The sequence below is a fragment of the Bacillus sp. EB106-04-02-XG92 genome (assembly GCF_058791995.1).
The window spans coordinates 609,456-627,014 of the sequence record NZ_JBYTEA010000001.1; the positions used below are offsets into that span (position 1 = coordinate 609,456).

19 protein-coding genes, 1 pseudogene and 2 other annotated features are annotated in these 17,559 nt (G+C 36.1%); of the genes and pseudogenes, 8 read left to right on the forward strand and 12 right to left on the reverse strand.

Going from position 1 to position 17,559, the window contains the following annotated elements:
- Positions 1 to 54 precede the first annotated feature (54 nt).
- Both AC3WVA_RS03240 and AC3WVA_RS03245 read left to right on the forward strand, forming a co-directional pair.
- Positions 55 to 888, forward strand: coding sequence for a GNAT family N-acetyltransferase (locus tag AC3WVA_RS03240; protein WP_098345274.1), 834 nt, complete (start codon positions 55 to 57; stop codon positions 886 to 888).
- 15 nt (positions 889 to 903) lie between these two features.
- Positions 904 to 1,788 carry an alpha/beta fold hydrolase gene (locus tag AC3WVA_RS03245; protein WP_048531289.1) on the forward strand — a complete coding sequence of 295 codons (885 nt, stop codon included), beginning with the start codon at positions 904 to 906 and terminating at the stop codon, positions 1,786 to 1,788.
- 41 nt (positions 1,789 to 1,829) lie between these two features.
- Here the strand turns inward: AC3WVA_RS03245 and AC3WVA_RS03250 are convergent, their stop codons facing one another.
- From AC3WVA_RS03250 to AC3WVA_RS03260, 3 genes are all read right to left on the reverse strand, one after another.
- A complete protein-coding gene (locus tag AC3WVA_RS03250; RefSeq protein WP_048531291.1) occupies positions 1,830 to 2,330 on the reverse strand; it encodes a DoxX family protein in 501 nt (166 codons plus the stop codon).
- A 263-nt stretch (positions 2,331 to 2,593) separates the two neighbouring features.
- Positions 2,594 to 3,130, reverse strand: coding sequence for a delta-aminolevulinic acid dehydratase (locus tag AC3WVA_RS03255; protein ID WP_048531294.1), 537 nt, complete (start codon positions 3,128 to 3,130; stop codon positions 2,594 to 2,596).
- 18 nt (positions 3,131 to 3,148) lie between these two features.
- Complete coding sequence (locus AC3WVA_RS03260) at positions 3,149 to 3,751, reverse strand: histidine phosphatase family protein (protein ID WP_098345273.1); 603 nt, start codon at positions 3,749 to 3,751, stop codon at positions 3,149 to 3,151.
- Positions 3,752 to 3,921: 170 nt separating this feature from the next.
- Between AC3WVA_RS03260 and AC3WVA_RS03265 the strand changes: the two genes are divergently transcribed.
- Positions 3,922 to 4,260 carry a hypothetical protein gene (locus AC3WVA_RS03265; protein WP_000871278.1) on the forward strand — a complete coding sequence of 113 codons (339 nt, stop codon included), beginning with the start codon at positions 3,922 to 3,924 and terminating at the stop codon, positions 4,258 to 4,260.
- 69 nt (positions 4,261 to 4,329) lie between these two features.
- On the forward strand, positions 4,330 to 4,452 hold the full coding sequence (locus AC3WVA_RS03270; protein ID WP_000071861.1) for a DUF4023 domain-containing protein: 123 nt from the start codon (positions 4,330 to 4,332) through the stop codon (positions 4,450 to 4,452).
- 41 nt (positions 4,453 to 4,493) lie between these two features.
- Here the strand turns inward: AC3WVA_RS03270 and AC3WVA_RS03275 are convergent, their stop codons facing one another.
- The gene (locus tag AC3WVA_RS03275; RefSeq protein WP_098345272.1) at positions 4,494 to 5,732 is read right to left on the reverse strand and encodes a TolB family protein; all 1,239 of its coding nucleotides are present in this window, start codon (positions 5,730 to 5,732) and stop codon (positions 4,494 to 4,496) included.
- Positions 5,733 to 5,961: 229 nt separating this feature from the next.
- On the opposite strand from AC3WVA_RS03275, the pseudogene AC3WVA_RS03280 reads away from it, so the two are divergent.
- From AC3WVA_RS03280 to AC3WVA_RS03290, 3 genes and pseudogenes are all read left to right on the forward strand, one after another.
- Positions 5,962 to 8,715: pseudogene (locus AC3WVA_RS03280) on the forward strand (S8 family serine peptidase).
- Between the two features lie 69 nt (positions 8,716 to 8,784).
- Positions 8,785 to 9,013, forward strand: a binding site (T-box leader).
- Between the two features lie 51 nt (positions 9,014 to 9,064).
- Positions 9,065 to 9,292, forward strand: a binding site (T-box leader).
- Between the two features lie 162 nt (positions 9,293 to 9,454).
- A complete protein-coding gene (locus AC3WVA_RS03285; protein WP_098345271.1) occupies positions 9,455 to 11,209 on the forward strand; it encodes an aromatic amino acid hydroxylase in 1,755 nt (584 codons plus the stop codon).
- Positions 11,190 to 11,504: a 4a-hydroxytetrahydrobiopterin dehydratase gene (locus AC3WVA_RS03290; RefSeq protein WP_098345270.1), complete on the forward strand. Its 315-nt coding sequence runs from the start codon at positions 11,190 to 11,192 to the stop codon at positions 11,502 to 11,504. The genes AC3WVA_RS03285 and AC3WVA_RS03290 overlap by 20 nt, the downstream gene beginning before the upstream one ends.
- 16 nt (positions 11,505 to 11,520) lie before the next feature.
- Here the strand turns inward: AC3WVA_RS03290 and AC3WVA_RS03295 are convergent, their stop codons facing one another.
- Together AC3WVA_RS03295 and AC3WVA_RS03300 are read right to left on the reverse strand one after the other, a co-directional pair.
- On the reverse strand, positions 11,521 to 12,378 hold the full coding sequence (locus AC3WVA_RS03295; protein WP_098345269.1) for a VOC family protein: 858 nt from the start codon (positions 12,376 to 12,378) through the stop codon (positions 11,521 to 11,523).
- A gap of 21 nt (positions 12,379 to 12,399) precedes the next feature.
- Positions 12,400 to 12,804 carry a DoxX family protein gene (locus tag AC3WVA_RS03300; RefSeq protein WP_048531309.1) on the reverse strand — a complete coding sequence of 135 codons (405 nt, stop codon included), beginning with the start codon at positions 12,802 to 12,804 and terminating at the stop codon, positions 12,400 to 12,402.
- Between the two features lie 157 nt (positions 12,805 to 12,961).
- On the opposite strand from AC3WVA_RS03300, the gene AC3WVA_RS03305 reads away from it, so the two are divergent.
- A complete protein-coding gene (locus AC3WVA_RS03305; protein ID WP_001020700.1) occupies positions 12,962 to 13,507 on the forward strand; it encodes a helix-turn-helix domain-containing protein in 546 nt (181 codons plus the stop codon).
- A 33-nt stretch (positions 13,508 to 13,540) separates the two neighbouring features.
- On the opposite strand, the gene AC3WVA_RS03310 is transcribed toward AC3WVA_RS03305, so the two are convergent.
- The 6 genes from AC3WVA_RS03310 to AC3WVA_RS03335 form a co-directional block, all read right to left on the reverse strand.
- Positions 13,541 to 13,918, reverse strand: a complete 378-nt coding sequence (locus AC3WVA_RS03310; protein ID WP_048531311.1) for a hotdog family protein — start codon at positions 13,916 to 13,918, stop codon at positions 13,541 to 13,543.
- Between the two features lie 110 nt (positions 13,919 to 14,028).
- Positions 14,029 to 14,487 carry a GNAT family N-acetyltransferase gene (locus AC3WVA_RS03315; protein ID WP_048531313.1) on the reverse strand — a complete coding sequence of 153 codons (459 nt, stop codon included), beginning with the start codon at positions 14,485 to 14,487 and terminating at the stop codon, positions 14,029 to 14,031.
- Between the two features lie 56 nt (positions 14,488 to 14,543).
- The gene (locus tag AC3WVA_RS03320) at positions 14,544 to 15,050 is read right to left on the reverse strand and encodes a GNAT family N-acetyltransferase (protein WP_048531315.1); all 507 of its coding nucleotides are present in this window, start codon (positions 15,048 to 15,050) and stop codon (positions 14,544 to 14,546) included.
- 309 nt (positions 15,051 to 15,359) lie between these two features.
- Positions 15,360 to 15,755 carry an ankyrin repeat domain-containing protein gene (locus AC3WVA_RS03325; RefSeq protein ID WP_001258431.1) on the reverse strand — a complete coding sequence of 132 codons (396 nt, stop codon included), beginning with the start codon at positions 15,753 to 15,755 and terminating at the stop codon, positions 15,360 to 15,362.
- The gene (locus AC3WVA_RS03330; RefSeq protein ID WP_048531317.1) at positions 15,722 to 16,540 is read right to left on the reverse strand and encodes an ABC transporter ATP-binding protein; all 819 of its coding nucleotides are present in this window, start codon (positions 16,538 to 16,540) and stop codon (positions 15,722 to 15,724) included. The genes AC3WVA_RS03325 and AC3WVA_RS03330 overlap by 34 nt, the downstream gene beginning before the upstream one ends.
- Positions 16,527 to 17,555 carry a FecCD family ABC transporter permease gene (locus AC3WVA_RS03335; protein ID WP_071757236.1) on the reverse strand — a complete coding sequence of 343 codons (1,029 nt, stop codon included), beginning with the start codon at positions 17,553 to 17,555 and terminating at the stop codon, positions 16,527 to 16,529. The genes AC3WVA_RS03330 and AC3WVA_RS03335 overlap by 14 nt, the downstream gene beginning before the upstream one ends.
- Positions 17,556 to 17,559: the final 4 nt, after the last annotated feature.

Below are 17,559 nucleotides of genomic sequence, written 5' to 3' on the forward strand. Positions count from 1 at the left end.
TTTAACATTTTCAATCTACTTTTATGAAAATTAATAGAAATGTGGGGAGTATTCATGAAAACAATAAAGCTAGATGAATCTTTTATTTTTGATTTACTCGACCTTTGTAAAGCTATTGGATGGTTACAAGATAAAACATTTATGAAAAAACAATTCGAAATGTATCTTTCCCTTGGCACACTTATCGGTTATATGCATGAAAATAAACTGATTGCAGCTGGAGGTGTATTTCCTTTTAAAGATAGTTTTTCTACTATTGGCATGTTAATCGTCCATCCTAATTTTCAAGGCCAGGGCATCGGGCGTATTTTGCTTAATCGTTGCTTAGAACAAACCCATCCAAAACAACCAATTGCACTTATTGCAACAAAAGCTGGCGAGCCTCTTTATACATCATGCGGATTTCAAACAGTAACGACGATTCATCGTTTTGAGAAACAAACTACTAAAACACATATTACTCATACGCAACAAGTGAAAGAAGAAGATCTTGTATCACTTATTTCTCTTGATCAAATTACAACTGGTACTAATCGTTCTTTCCTTTATTCATCGCTATTACCAAGAACTAGCCACTCTTTTAAAATTGAGAGAAATAACTGTATAGAAGCTTTTTCCTTATGTATACAAAAAGGTAATATATTATGCGTCAATCCACTTATCGCAAAGCAAGGGAAGGATGCTATTCAATTATTCAAGACGATCTGTGAATGTTGGAGTGGCACAGTAAGGATTGATGTCCCCCATTCACAATTTTCATTTCGTAAATTTCTTCAAACAGAAGATTTCCAAGAAATGCTCCTTTCACCTCTTATGATAAAAAATGGTAGCCAACTTCCTGGAAATCGTAATATGCTATTTGCTATGATAGATACAGCGTTATGTTAGAAAGGGGACACCTAATTGAAGCGATTTAGCTATTTTATGGTAGGTTGTCTTACTCTTACACTATTAGTAGGATGTAGTGCAGCAGAAAAGCCAGTAGAACAAGTAAAACAAGTTAAAAATACACTTACAGCGAAACTAGCTACCGAGGAAAAAATGGTAGAAATAGATGGGCAAACCATTTACTTTAAAAAGATTGGTAATGAACAGCCACCTTTACTTATGATCCATGGATTTGGAGGATCGTCAGATGGTTTTCAAAAGATTTATTCAGACTTAGCGAAAGATCATACAATTATTTCTGTAGATGCTTTAGGATTCGGACGCTCATCTAAACCGATGGATTTTTATTATTCTTTCCCAACCCATGCAAATTTGTATTATAAATTAATGAAAAAACTAGGTTATGATTCGTTTGCGATACTAGGACACTCAATGGGCGGAGAAATCTCCCTTAATTTAACATATTTATATCCTGAAGCCGTTACCCACCTTATTTTAACTGATGCTACAGGCGGTCCTCATACATTCGTTAATAAACAAGGTTCACCAAAACCACAGTTGTCGACCGATTTAAATACCGTTTCTGCTATTGCAGATTATGATGAGAGCAAAGTGAAATTTAAACGTAACGATGAAGAGCATTACAATAAAATGAAATTATGGCCGAGACGTCTTCAAATCAATGCAAATGAACTGAAACAACCAACCTTAATTATATGGGGAAGACATGATAGTAGTGTTTCTTGGAAAGAAGGAGAAACGTATCATCAATTCTTAAAAAATAGTACTTTCCATATTATCGAAAAAGGTTATCATGCACCATTTCGTCAAGAGCCACAAGAATTTGTAGGATATGTAAAAGAATTCTTTAAGAACAATCCAATCAAAGTTGAAAAATAACATAAGCGGGTATCTCATTTTGAGATACCCGCTTTCATATATTAAGCAGCTTGCTTTTGGCGTTTTTGAGTTTTTGACCCTAATACTTTCGGAATAACGAAACCATCTATTCCAAATTTACCAGCATTCATGCCAGAGACTAGAACGAACATTGATAGAATAACCATTTCAGGGTTTACACCAATTGACCCACTAAGCATATAGGAAAAGTTCATTACAAGGCCGAAAAAGACCGCCGTTTTTGTTAAACAGCCTACAATTAAACCAATTCCAACTAAAATTTCTCCCCACATTACAAGTGTATTAAATAGATCAACGTTTGGAATTGCGAAATCTTGTAAAAATGATGCCCACCAAGATTGAACAGCCGGTTGTGCTCCTTTAGATTTTTCAATTGCACCTTGTAAATAACCAGTTGCATCGAATCCTTTTCCTTGTAGTTTACCGATTCCAGCCATTAACCATGTGTAACCAAGATACACTCGAATTACTGCTAACACAAAAGAAACTGCTTTGTTTTCTCTTAAAAATTGAATAACCATATCTTCCTCCTAAAGTTGTAATTAAGTTAGTTACAGTTAATATAATAACATTAGTTACTTATTTTACAAACGTTAATTATGAATAATTCGTGACATGTGTATGAAACATTGAAAACTAACGTTTATATAGTAACTTCTATTCCCCGTAAAAACTTGAACATATCATACCATAAGTGATAATGGTTTTCATTGAAGAAAATGTAAAAAAATTGTGAGTTAAATGTGAAACACGTTTATTCGAATATAGAATAAACGTGTTTTTTCTATTTATAGAATTGAAATGTACGTGTCTCCTCATCGATTAATTTCGCCTCTTGAAAAGCATCTTCTAACGTTTTTTCATAGCTAATAAGCCCATAAAATAAGCGTATTGTAAACATAAGTGCTGCATTCCCATCTACATAATCTATCGATCCAATATACGATTTCGCCCCACTACGCAAAAAAGATTCTGCTAGTTTTTGCTCCCCTAACGTACACCCGCTATTTACAATATGTGTATTATGCAATTTTGCATATTTATAAATTTCTTCTGCACCAAAGTATCCTCTCGGTTCATCTTGTTCATATATATCTTCACCTAACTCCTCCATGACAAACTTTCCTTCCTCACCATGAAAGCAAAAAACCAAATAATTTATATCGTTATACAAAGCATTTCCAGAAAGAACATCTATGAAATCTTTTGGCCTACCAATCCAATATGTAACAACTTTTGCCCCAAAATATTCAAGTGATGCCCGGATTGATTGCGCCTCTAAATCAGAATTAAAGCCAACTACTAATGCAATATTCAACATACAACCCCCATCCTATAATCAGCCCTTATCAATCAGAATTTTATGAGATAAATCCATTTCATATATGCCCGTTTCTTTCAAAAAATCTGATCTAGTTAAAACGACTTTCTGTAAATATTGCCTATATGCTGTAATTGTCCCGTCGTGAGATACAATGCAAATTCTTTCAGCGCCTAGCTCACAACACCAAAGAAGAAATTCATCTACGATTTGCTGAAAACGATTCTCTGAAATAGTATTTATACCTTCCGTCCATAGCTGTTTATTTGTACTTTTCTCTATCGAAAAATGTGGAAATAAATTTGTTATTACCCCCTGATCTACTATGTGGTCACATGGTAATGTTTTTGCTCCTTCTCGATAAGGAAAAATACGTGGAGATGCATATGGATGGACGATTTTTTGACAAGCTACTTTCTCACTCCATATCGCCGCCGTTTGTAAAGTTCTAAGTGTAGGGCTAACGATTAATATATCCGTTTCCTGTAATGGTACATTGTATTGAATGAATCCAGCCTGATCCCTTCCCTCATCCGTTAATGATGGATTCAGCATTTGTAAACTTGCCGGCAAATCTTTTGTATGTTCTCCTTCACCGTGCCGAACAAAGACGAGTTTCATACCCATTCTCCTCTCACTATGAAATCCTCTTACATATTTCTTCCCTATTTGATCCTTTATTCCTGCTATATACAAAACTGATATGTAAAAAAGGTTTGACACAACAAATTGGAAAACATTACAATTATATATGTAAAATACTTTTTACAAGAGAGAGGAGAAGCATACATATGAAATGGATAACCATCTTAATTGGCATGATTATATGGGGATATATAAACGGATTTTTTAGCAGTGATAAAACTGCTAATCCTTGGATTACAGATGATGAACGTGAAACAAAAATTAAACAGAAAGCAATTATTGCAAGCTGGTCCGGTGTTTTTATGTTTTGTACCATTAACCTCTTAAACAAATGGTTAGGTGTAGAAACAAACAATACATCACCTTACTTACCATCTTCTATCGCAACTATTTTAAAAGAAAATATAGAGTTACAAATTTTATTTATGCTATTTATTACGTATGGCATCTTTTACATATACTACCGAAGAAAATTAAGCGCTTAACTTTTATCTCATGATTGTCCTCCTAAATGGTTATAGTAATTAGGACGAAATGAAAGGAGGGATAGAAAAATGAGTAACTCGAATGATTTTTTAGATACGCTGCATGAAAAACAAGCAAAAGATGAACAAAATAGAAAACGCCAGGGGAACGGAAACCCAGCGAAAAAGAAGCCAAATAAAACACATAAATAACAATAAAAAACCTGCCTAAAATTATCTTTTAGGCAGGTTTTCTATTCTTCTTTCACCGAGATAACATGTTGCCAATTCCATTTCTCGTAATACCACTCTGGTACATCTATATTTTCAATCCACTTCATTTCATGCTTTCCATCTTTATGAGCAAGCCATACATCCGCTTTCTTACGGTCTGAACGTATCCATATTAATTGATTACTCTTATTCATGAAGAGCGGATGATAATCTCCTTGCCTATGAGGTGGCTTTGTGATTCGATGTTGTTCGTCGCTTGTACTATCAATCTCATATAAAGATGGTAGTGGTCTTTTTTCTGGTGGAGTTTCTATCCCCGCCTCTTTTGCTCGTGAAACGATAATTACGTTATCGTTCTTCCATGTAAAATCCCAATCGACATATCCTTTCGGTGTAAATGCGTTCTGCTGAAGTGCTGGCAATTCTTTTACTTTTAAATGTTTATTCTCTAACGCAACTCTCCCGCTTCCTTCAATATAGGCCAATATATTGTTGGCTGGCGCCCATTTGAACCATTGTGTGTTTAATAACATTTGATCTACCTTTTCAAAACGACTACCATCTGCACAAACTAAGCAAAGCGTATTGCTATCAGCTGACCATGAAGCTGTCGGTACTGCTAAAAATGAAATCCACTTTTGATCTGGCGACCACTGAAAGCCACTTGCAACTAATGCTAGGAAATCATCATGTTCATTTGGTAATGCATACAAATGCTTCATTTTGTGAGGATTCATATGTGCATCTTTTTGCACTTCATATAGCTGAGCCCCTGTCCATCCTGTTGGAAGTAAGTGTGCTTCAGAGGATACAAAAAACTTCTTTCCATCAGGATACCATGCATAATCTCCTACACCTGCCGATACATTTTCAAAATCTGTATTCTTTTTTTCTACATCAAATGTATTTAATGTACCTGTAGATATAAATGCAATTATATTTTCTGTTGGTGACCATTGATAATTGGATGCTTCTGAGTGAAACGGCGTAACTTTCTTTCCATCTTTCAGCCGATATAACTCAAGACTACCTTGTTTCTTTCCTTTTACATATGCCAACCACTCTCCATCATGAGACCACTTTGGCCCTGTTATATACTCTCCTTTTGTAAGTTGTTTTTCTTTTCCATCAACTTTAATCCAGAGGTCATGATGACGAATAAAAGCAATTTTCGCTTCATTATTTTCTGCGCTACTATTAATGGTTGAACATAAAAATACGACTAACATTGTACCAACGCTTACTATGAACCGTTTCATAACACCCCTCCATTTCCCTCATAGCATTCCTCAATGTCCACCTACAATATGTAAAACATACCTATTCGACATAATCAGAAAAAATTTCCCAGGAAATTTTAAATTCATAGAGGATTGGTATGAATTATGTCGAAAATATATTTTAGCTAACATCCGATTATGTAATTCGAGAGAAATTTGTAAGATTATTTTTCGGAATATTAGCACTTTTTTATTAGGGGGAGTTTCAATGAAAAAAACTACATCTACACTATTAAGTATGGCGCTCGTCTTTTCCAGTTTTGGAGCTTTAAGCGCACATGCTGAATCGCTGCAAAAGGAGAAGCAATTTAGTCCACAGTTAAAGGCCAATATTGAGCAATGAGGAGAAAACAAAATCGCGCAAAATGTTGAAACAAAAACATCAAAAGAAATTTCAGTCATTGTAGAATTGCAACATGCTCCGCTCGCTTCACAAAGTAACATTCAGCATGCTCCAGATTTACAAAATAATAATGCACAGTCTTATCATGCCGAGCTTAAAAAAGCACAAGAAGATACGACTAAGAAAATAAAAGAAAAAGCACTTGGTGCAAAAATTAAAGAAGTGTATAATACATTATTTTCTGGATTCTCTATTTCAGTTCCTGGAGATCAAATTACCGCTCTTGCTTCTTTACCCGAAATAAAAGCAGTCTACCCGAACTTAACATATAAATTACATGAAACATCAAAAAGCACTACTAATGAAGAAGCACCAAATATCGGCGGACCGACAATTGGTGCAACTGAAGCATGGAATTTAAAAGACCCATCTGGCAAACCGCTTGATGGAAAAGGTATGAAAGTAGCGATTATCGACTCTGGTGTAGACTATACACATCCTGACTTAAAAGCAAATTATATCGGTGGATATGACACAGTTGATGAAGATAACGATCCAATGGATGGTAACGTACATGGTACTCATGTAGCTGGAATTATTGCTGGTAACGGAAAAATTAAAGGCGTTGCTCCAAATGCTTCTATTCTAGCCTATCGTGTAATGAATGATGGTGGAACTGGTACAACTGAAGATATTATTCAAGGTATTGAACGAGCAATCCAAGACGGTGCTGACGTTTTAAATTTATCTCTTGGACAAAGCTTAAATACACCTGATCAACCTGTAACATTAACATTAGAACGTGCAGCAAAACTTGGGGTTACTGCAGTTGTTTCAAATGGAAATGATGGCCCACACCCTTGGTCTGTTGATGCACCTGGAAATGCAAGCAGCGTTATATCAGTTGGAGCATCTACTGTTTCTATCCCGTTTCCAACGTTCCAAGTAGCTGGTTCCAGCAAAACATATCAAGGGTTACCGTTATCAAAGTCCGATTTCCCAATAGGAAATGATTCCCCTCTTGTATACGTTGGCTATGGTAATCCAAGTGATTATGCAAAACAAGATGTGAAAGGGAAATTTGCACTTGTTTTACAAGGTACTTCTAGTACGTTAGTAAAAGCAGAACAAGCGAAACAAGCTGGTGCAGTTGGTGTACTATTAATTTCTACAGAAAAAGAAACCAATATTATGCCAGAATATTTTATGCGTGAAAATCTAGCTCTTCCTGTTATGCAATTATCAAATGCAAATGGTGAAGAATTAAAAAACTTAATTACAAAACGTAAGAAAAATATAAACATTGGCCAACCAAATCCAACTGAACTGATTGCTAACTTTAGTTCTAGAGGACCGTCACAAGGAAGTTGGCTTATAAAACCAGATATAATTGCACCTGGCGTACAAATTACGAGTACAGTACCGAGAGGTGGCTATGAATCTCACAACGGAACCAGTATGGCTGCGCCTCAAGTAGCTGGAGCGGTTGCCCTCTTGCGTCAAATGCATCCTGATTGGACGACAGAGCAATTAAAAGCATCCCTTGCCAATACCGCAAAAACTTTAAAAGATGTGAATGAAAATACATATCCTATTATGACACAAGGATCTGGTTTAATTAACATCCCGAAAGCAGCTCAAACAGATGTATTAGTCAAACCTAACAATGTGAGCTTCGGTCTTATTAAGCCAAACAGTGGTAAAGTAAAACTGACGCAAAATATTACGTTACAAAATCTATCTAGTAAAAAGAAAAGTTTTTCAACTCGTGTGGAATTGCTAGATACAAACACAAAAACAAAAGTAAAAACTTCTGTACCTTCATCGATTAGCATACAGCCGAATAGTAGTACAGAAAAACCATTTACTATCACTGTCGATAGTTCGCTACCCCAAAGTGTCTATACTGGGAATGTGTATGTAAAAGAACAAGGTAAGAAGGAAGAAACTCGCATTCCATTTACATTTAGTATCGATCCTAAAGATTACAAACGTATAGATGGGCTCGAAATTATTAATTCTACGTTTAGTCCAAATGGTGACCAAATATTAGACGATAATCTCATCAACTACTATTTAGTTGCACCTGTGGATGATGTAACATTGCATGCAAATTTAGTTACAAAAGAACGTGTAACGTACCAAGGGATTATCCATCAAGCTAAAAATGAAAAAGCTGGATACAAACCTTTCAAATGGAATGGTACAAAAGCAGATGGTACTCCGTTAGCTGACGGTCTATACCAAATCGAAGCAGTTGCCTCTAATTCTGGTGGGGAAACAAAACAAACAGCTGCTGTATTTCTTGATAGAACTGCACCTAAGTTAACATACGAAGTTGACCAAGAAAACCTTGTAATCACAGGAAAAGTGGATGATATCTTACTAGATTGGATGACAGAATCTGGTTGGGTAGCACCTGGAATTCCAGTGAGACTACAGTATGAAATCAACGGAAATGGTGTATGGGAACAGGCATTCCTAAACCCTTGGGAGAAAAGCTATGACATTTATTTAGATCGTACTCAATTACAAGAAGCTAAAAATACAATTCACATTGTAGCAACAGATGCAGCTGGAAATACATCTAATTTAAATGTTGATTTAGATGTGAAATAAAAAATTATTGTTGACAATTTTTTAAATATAGTTTTATAATACAAAACATAGTTTAGTTGAACGAATTATATATCGGCTTTGAAGGAATACTAGTAGCGACTTATATCCCTGTCTCAGAGAACTGATGGTTGGTGCAAATCAGTACATATACAAGCGTGAATTACAATTCTGGAGCTTCTTTCCCGTAATGCTTTTTATGCATGAAGAGAAAGACGGATCTTTCCGTTATCCTAAAGTGAGTGGTAAACAATTACTTGTTTACAAATAGGGTGGTACCGCGATTTTTATCGTCCCTATCGGATTTTCCGATAGGGACTTTTTTGCGTCCATCCTTTTACATAATTTCATAATATACGCATTGAAAGAATCGCAGTAGTATCTTATATCCCTGTTACAGAGAGCTAATGGTCGGTGGAAATTAGCACATATATAAGTATGAATTACAATTCTGGAGCTTCTTTTTCGTAGTGCTTATAGGCATGAAGGAAAAGACGGAGTTTTTCCGTTATCATTAATTGAGATGTAAGTATATTTTCACTTACAAATAGGGTGGTACCGCGATGCTTTCGCCCCTATCGGATTTTCCGATAGGGGATTTTTCTATTTCTCACAGAAACAAATGTTAAATAATTCCGAATCTTATGATAAAATTTTATAAGCGCTTACAATTTTGAAAGGGGGTGATACAAGCTATACGAAACCGATACTTAATTTTATTTAAAAAAAGGAGGATGTCTAAATGACAAAGAAAACAGAAATTCCATCGCATTTAAAACCATTCGTATCCACACAGCATTATGATCAATACACACCGGTGAATCACGCTGTGTGGCGTTACATTATGAGACAAAATCATAGTTTCTTAAAAGACGTTGCTCATCCAGCCTATGTGAACGGATTACAATCATCTGGTATTAATATAGATGCAATTCCAAAGGTAGAAGAAATGAATGAGTGTTTAGCACCAAGCGGCTGGGGTGCTGTAACGATTGACGGGCTTATTCCTGGCGTAGCCTTCTTCGATTTTCAAGGACACGGATTATTACCAATCGCAACAGATATTCGCAAAGTAGAAAACATCGAGTATACACCTGCTCCAGATATTGTACACGAAGCTGCAGGACACGCACCTATTTTACTTGATCCTACATATGCAAAATATGTGAAACGATTTGGACAAATTGGTGCAAAAGCTTTCTCTACAAAAGAAGAACATGATGCATTCGAAGCTGTTCGTACATTAACAATTGTAAAAGAAAGCCCTACTTCTACTCCTGATGAAGTTACAGTTGCTGAAAATAATGTACTTGAAAAACAAAAGTTAGTTTCTGGCTTATCAGAAGCAGAACAAATTTCACGTCTTTTCTGGTGGACAGTAGAATATGGATTAATCGGAAATATAGATGCTCCAAAAATATATGGTGCTGGTCTCCTTTCTTCTGTTGGCGAAAGCAAACATTGCTTAACAGACGCTGTAGAAAAGGTTCCATTCTCTATAGAGGCATGCACAAGTACAACTTATGACGTAACAAAAATGCAACCACAACTATTTGTTTGCGAATCATTTGAAGAATTAACAGAAGCACTTGAGAAATTCTCTGAAACGATGGCCTTTAAAACAGGTGGTAAAGAAGGATTAGAAAAAGCAATTCGCTCTGAAAATCATGCAACTGCTGAATTAAATAGCGGATTACAAATTACAGGTACATTTACCGAGACAATTGAAAACGATGCGGGTGAATTGATTTATATGCGAACAAGTTCGCCAACAGCATTAGCCATTCACAATAAACAGTTAGCGAATCATTCTACGGCTGTACACAGTGACGGCTTTGGAACACCGATTGGATTACTCACTGAAAATATTGCATTAGAAAATTGTACAGATGAACAACTACAAGTATTAGGAATTACAATTGGAAATATTGCTGAGTTTACTTTTGAAAGTGGTATTCATGTAAAAGGAACAGTAACAGATATTGTAAAAAACGATAATAAAATCGCTCTTATTTCCTTTATCAATTGTACAGTTACTTATAACGACCGCATTTTATTTGATGCTTCATGGGGCGCATTTGATATGGCTGTTGGTTCAACAATTACTTCGGTATTCCCAGGTGCCGCAGATGCTGCAGCATTTTTCCCAATGGATGAAGAAATCCAAGAAATTCCTGCTCCACTTGTACTGAATGAACTTGAACGTATGTATCAAACAGTTCGCGATATCCGAAATGAAGGTATTTTACACGACGCGCATATCGAGCAATTAGTAGCAATTCAAGAGGTATTAAATAAATTCTATACGAAAGAATGGTTACTTCGCCTTGAAATATTAGAATTGCTTTTAGAACATAACAAAGGGCACGAAACATCAGCAGCATTATTACAACAACTTTCTACTTTCACAACGGATGAAGCTGTAACACGTCTTATTAACAATGGTCTTACGCTACTTCCAGTAAAGGATGTGAAAAATGATGCTACGATTAACTGAAGAAGAAGTTCAAGAAGAATTATTGAACTTAGATAAATGGGTAGTAAAAGATGAAAAATGGATTGAAAGAAAATATATGTTTTCCGACTACTTAAAAGGAGTCGAATTTGTCTCTGAAGCCGCCAAACTATCAGAAGAACATAATCACCACCCATTTATCCTTATCCAGTATAAAGCAGTCATTATTACTTTGTCATCTTGGAATGCAAAAGGTTTAACGAAACTCGATTTTGAGCTTGCGAAGCAATTTGATGAACTATTTGTCCAAAATGAAAAAGCCATTATAAGAAAGTAAAAAAGAGAAGCCTTTATTAGGCTTCTCCTTTTATTTTGAAATGGATACAATGTCCAAATGGATCCTCTACTTGTAATATTCCATCTTTGTACGTAGCAATCTTGCCAATATTTTTTAAGCTTTTACATACTTGCTCTTTTTGTTTTTCATCCGCTAGTACAATTGTGAAATATTTCAATCCAACGGAATTTGGCATTTGCGGTGGTATCCCTTCACCTTGCCACGTATTTAAACCGATATGGTGATGATAGCCGCCTGCTGATACAAAGAGCGCTCCATTGCGAGCTGGGATTGTTACTTCAAAACCAAGACCATCCACATAGAAACGTTTCGCTTCTTCTAAATCAGCTACATGGAAATGAACATGCCCCATCACAGTACCAGCTGGGAAACCATTCCATGCACTTCCTTGCTGTAATAATTCTTCACCAGCTAACGGGTTACTAACAAATGGTAGTTCTCCATTCTCATTACGCCAAACTTCTTTTTGGCGATCATGATAAATTTCAATCCCGTTTCCATCTGGATCAGCTAAATAAAGGGCCTCACTAAAGTAATGATCGGCTCCGCCGTGCAGTGGATACACCATTTCTACAAGATGACGAAGGATATTCGCTAAATCTTGTCTGCTCGGTAATAACATTGCGTAATGATATAACCCCGTTCTCCCTCTTTGTTTTGGTAAAGCTTCTTTCTTTTCTTCAATGATAAGGAGTGGTTCGTTATTTTCATTACCAAATGTAACGGCCATTTCATCTTGTTTTAATACTTTCATACTTAGTACTTCTGTATAAAACTCTAGTGATTTCTTTATATTTGATACATATAAATGAACAACATCAAGTGTTGTGTCGGGATGAAGTTGAAAACTCATCTTGTTAGCCCCCCATGTAATTTAGTTCTTCTTTGACATTTTCTCTTTGATGAAATTATCTACAAAACCGTCTGCTTTCGCAACAAATAAGTACGCACCCATCGCTAACAATGCAAGCTCTAATTCGAAGCCAGGATTTTTCCCATCTCCTAATAAACCAGCTGACCATTTTACTTTTACAATTGCGCCAACCATAACAAGTGCGAATAATAATCCAATATATCTTACACCTAAACCTAGAATTAATAATAGACCACCAACTACTTCCGCTGTTGCTACACCGTATGCAAGTCCTCCTGGTAAACCAATGCTTGTGAACCACCCTGCAATATTGTCAATCCCCGATTGGAATTTTGTTAAACCGTGCATAAAGAACGTTACCCCTAACACGATACGAATAATTAAGTTACCGATATGTTGATTCATTTCTTTCTCTCCTTTATAGTTTTCTTATACAAAACTTTTATTTACATTACAAAACATACACTAATTTTTTTTATTCGTCAATTCATTTTCACTGGGAAAAAATATATTTTTTTTGCTATGATACAAATAGTTGTTTACAAAAAAGGAGCTTGATTTTATGAATATTGGTTCTGCAATACGTGAAATTCGTCAACGTAGAGGCATAACAATCGCACAAATTTGTGAGGGAACAGGTCTTTCTAAAGGATTTATGAGCCAAGTTGAAAATAATAAAACCTCACCATCTATCTCAACTTTAGAAACGATCTCCAATTTTTTAAACGTTCCCCTTCCCTATTTATTATTAGAACAAAAAGATCGACTGAAAGTTGTCAAAAAGGTAGAGCGTAAATACAGTGTATACGGAAAAGATGAACAGAGAATTGAACATGTGGCAGAACAAGGTGGCCTTCGCCTAAATCTCGTAGAAATTCCTGCTGGGTTTCCAAAAGAAAACACACCAAATGCCCATGAAGGGGAAGAGTGTCACCTTGTATTACGCGGAAAACTAGAAGTTCAACATGGAGAAGATATTGCAATTGTAGAAGAAGGTGATTCTTTCTCCTGGAATGCATGTGTTCCTCATATCGTTCGTAATATAGGGGAAGAAACTGCATTATTACTCATCTCTAGTCATGCAGAAAATCGAAAACGTGTTTATTAAATAAAAAAGAAGCCTGCAAATCAGGCTTCTTTTTTATCCCCTTATAACTCCATAGCTTGTCCCAACTAGTACAGTTTTTTCGTCTTGATTGCGATAAACTGACTCGATTGAAACCTTTTTGTACCCTTCCATCTGTTCAATATTTGTTAAAGTTAATTCACAAGTGATCGTATCTCCTGTAAAAACTGGTCTAATAAACTCACTTACTAATTCTCTTGCTATGTAATGTAATTCTTCGCCTACTTTCGTTCCAATGCTAGCAGTCAATAAACCATGAACCATTAAACGTCCATTTTCATCATATTCCATATGATGTCTGCCTTTATCTCCTGTAATATTTGCAAATTCAAAAACCTCTTCTTCAGTAAATCGTCTTTCGTATTTAAATACATCCCCAATTTTTATACTCATTTTTATCCCCCTAATAATAAACAGAATTTTCTTTTATTTTATCATAAAATGAGCCTCAATTCAGTTTATATTATTAAAATATCGAGCTTTTTCCATGCTACTTTTTCTCTTTATCGATGCCCATCTTTTTTTGCTATTTGATACCCATAATACGCACATGTTCCATTTCTCGATAGCTCTCTCACCTCAAAACCACAACTTCTATAAAAATCAAAATTACTCGCGGACGTATGTGCAAACCAGTCGCCATGCGGCAATTTTTGCAAACAAAGAGCGACAAGTTTCTTGCCTAATCCCTTCCCTCTATATTCATATTTCACAACTAAATTTACTATGTTCGCGACCATGATTCCATCAGAAATGACCCTAACCATCGCAACCATCTCTTCCTCATCCCATATCGTAAATGCCCATGTTGAATTTTCAAATGCTATCGTAAATTTTTCAATTTGCCAAGAAGGGATATTATCATTGCTCCAACCGGCATCTTCGAATAAGGTTTTAATTGCATATGCAGGTACACCATTCGTTCCCTCGCGAATAATAAGTCCATTATGATAAATATACATGTAATCCCTCCTTTATTTTTATATACCATTCTTCAAAAGATGCAATTTACCTTTTTTCATCCAACACGCTTAATGGAATAAACGAGAACATCCATCCCATGAAATGAAGTTGTTTTCTCATAACTAAGTCCTGTTTTTCTAGCAACAAATATTGAGGCGGGGTGGTCTGGATTAATAAGAGAAATTAATTTATTCATTCGTAACGCTTGGAAGCCATAGTCTCGAAATGCTGCCGCAGCTTCTTTCGCATACCCTTTTCCCCAATACTGAGGTAATAACCAATAACCAATTTCAATTTCCTCTTTTCCATCTATTTGCTGCTTTACTAATCCTGCATGACCAATTCGTATTCCCGTTTCCTTTTCAATCAATACAAATAAACCGAGACCGTTTTTATAGCTAGGAATCACCCACTCCTCCAAACTTTTTTTACATTGCATATATGTTTTTAACGTCCCATTTCCAATATATCGCATTACCTTCTCATTTCCCCATAGTGAGGCGTAGAACTGTAAATCATCCATCGTATATTTGCGAACTTGTAAACGATCTGTATGAAACATCTCTACACTCCTTCCCACGAATTTGTACTTACCTACACGATCATGTTTTGGATATATACTAAATGTTACTATCTATTATAAAGGAACCAAAGACTAAATACAGAATATTCAATCTCGAAAGAATTAAAAAAAGACAGTAGACAAATGTTGTCTACTGCATCCATATCATAACTAGCATAAAGAAAACTACAATTGAGGGGGGTGTAGGATTTTCAATTATACTAGATACTTATCCCGTTCTAACGGGCGGTAAACTTTTCAATTATATGAAAGTGAAAAGTTTACCGCACATAAGAACTTTTGCGGTCATTAAGAGAGCACTGTTAAATACTCAAATACACGCTGTGCTTTTTCTCCACCCATTCGTGCATGCTGAAGAAGGGAAATACCATGTGGACCAGATGCACGTAATGCTTCTGGTTGTGCTACTAAAATAGCTTGTACAACTTCTAATTCACCAAGCATAGCCGCCGCGAAAATATCCATTCGAGCGCCCTTTTCTAATAAATAAAGAGCAATATCTTTACGACCTACATGTGCCGCTGCTCCTAACGCACTTTCCCAATCTGATCCTCCCCAATTGTAAGAGGCATGAAGTAAGCTTGGCGATTCAGCCAACAGTTCTTGTACTTTTTCTAAATCTCCGTGAGCTGCCATAACAAATTCCCTTACTAACTCAGTGGTAATACATTCTTCTGTTCGCATCTTGCTTCTCCTCCTTTAGAAATTCGTTTCGGTGTAAAAAATGGCTTGTCGCTTCCTTGAAAAATATCTACCTCGATGCCGAACACACGTTGAAACATTTCATGACATAACACTTCTTCTGGTATACCGTCATACTGAAGCTTCCCTCGCTTTAATACGAGTAAACGATCACTATATTGAGCCGCTTGGTTAATATCATGTAAAACCATTATAATTGTCATACCAAACTCCTCGTTTAACCGTTTCACAAGTTCCATTACTTCCAACTGATGCACGATATCTAAAAAGGTTGTTGGCTCATCCAATAATAAGACATTTGTACGTTGTGCTAACGTCATTGCAATCCAGGCCCGTTGTCTTTCTCCTCCTGATAAAGATTGTAAAAGACGATATTCATACCCTTCAAGATTTGTAACAGACAATGCCCAATCAACAATTTCTTTATCTTCTTTATTTAAGTGACCTCTCCATGATTTATGAGGACCTCTTCCAAATTCAATTAACTCTTTCACTGTTAAATCTAATTGATGATCATGCATTTGTGGTAACATCGCTAATTGCTTCGCTACATCGGCACTTTTCATCGTATGAATACTTTTTCCATCTAAAATGATATCCCCTTCGCTTTGTTTAAGTAGTCTTGCCATTAAACGAAGCAAAGTAGATTTCCCCGATCCATTCGGCCCAATTAAACTAACGACCTCTCCAGCTTTAATATGTACATTCATGTTTTGCATTTGAAATCTTTCAGAATGTGCGTAAAACACTTTGTTAACGGAAATCACGCTGTTTTCCTCCCCTATGAATTAAATATAAGAAGAACGGGCCGCCTAAGAAGGATAATAGAATACCAACAGGCAATTCAATTGGATCGAACCAACTTCGGGCTATCGCATCCGCGAAAACAAGTAATATCCCTCCGCCAAGGCATGATAATGGCAGTAAATATTTATAGTCATTTCCAACTAATAAACGTAACATATGTGGTACGACAAGACCGACAAATCCAATAAGACCAGAAACACTAACTGCAATTCCAGCTAGTAACGTACTTACTACTATTAAATAAAACCGGCTTCTCTCCACGTTATGACCTAATAACTTCGCCATTTCATCTCCTAGCATTAATACTCGAATATGCTTAATACCAAAGAAGGCTAATATAATAGCGAATATTGCATAATAAACAATCATGTTTAAATGTGCCCAGCTTACACCACCAATGCCGCCCGCTAACCACGGTAACACGGATTGCACTTTGTCACTATGTAATAACATTAGCGCTGACGTTGCTGCACCAATTAATGCATTGATTGACACACCTACTAAGACAATTCTTGAAGGTGGTGCCCCTTTTTGCCATGATAAAGCATAAATGACCATCGCCGTTATGAAAGCCCCTAAAAATGCCCCGAGTGGTAAGAAAGCCATATGCTGAGGAAATAAAATCATAATTACAATTGCTACAAGTCCTGCACCAGATGAAACGCCGATAATACCAGGGTCTGCAAGAGGATTTCTCATAACCCCTTGCAGCAGTGCACCAGATGCAGCTAAACATGTTCCTACTATAAATCCAACGAGCACTCTCGGTATACGAAGGTCCCATACAATTCGATGAACTGTCGAATCTTCATCTTGTATCCCCGTTAGAATATCTCGTAAAGAAAAGGATAGGCTTCCTGCGAAAAGACCGTAAAAAAGACCTAGAATCGTTAATACAACTAATGTAACTGCTATTATCCACCTTTTTTTCGCAAAAGGATGTTCCTTTTCCCTTACTACTTCACTACTATCCATACTT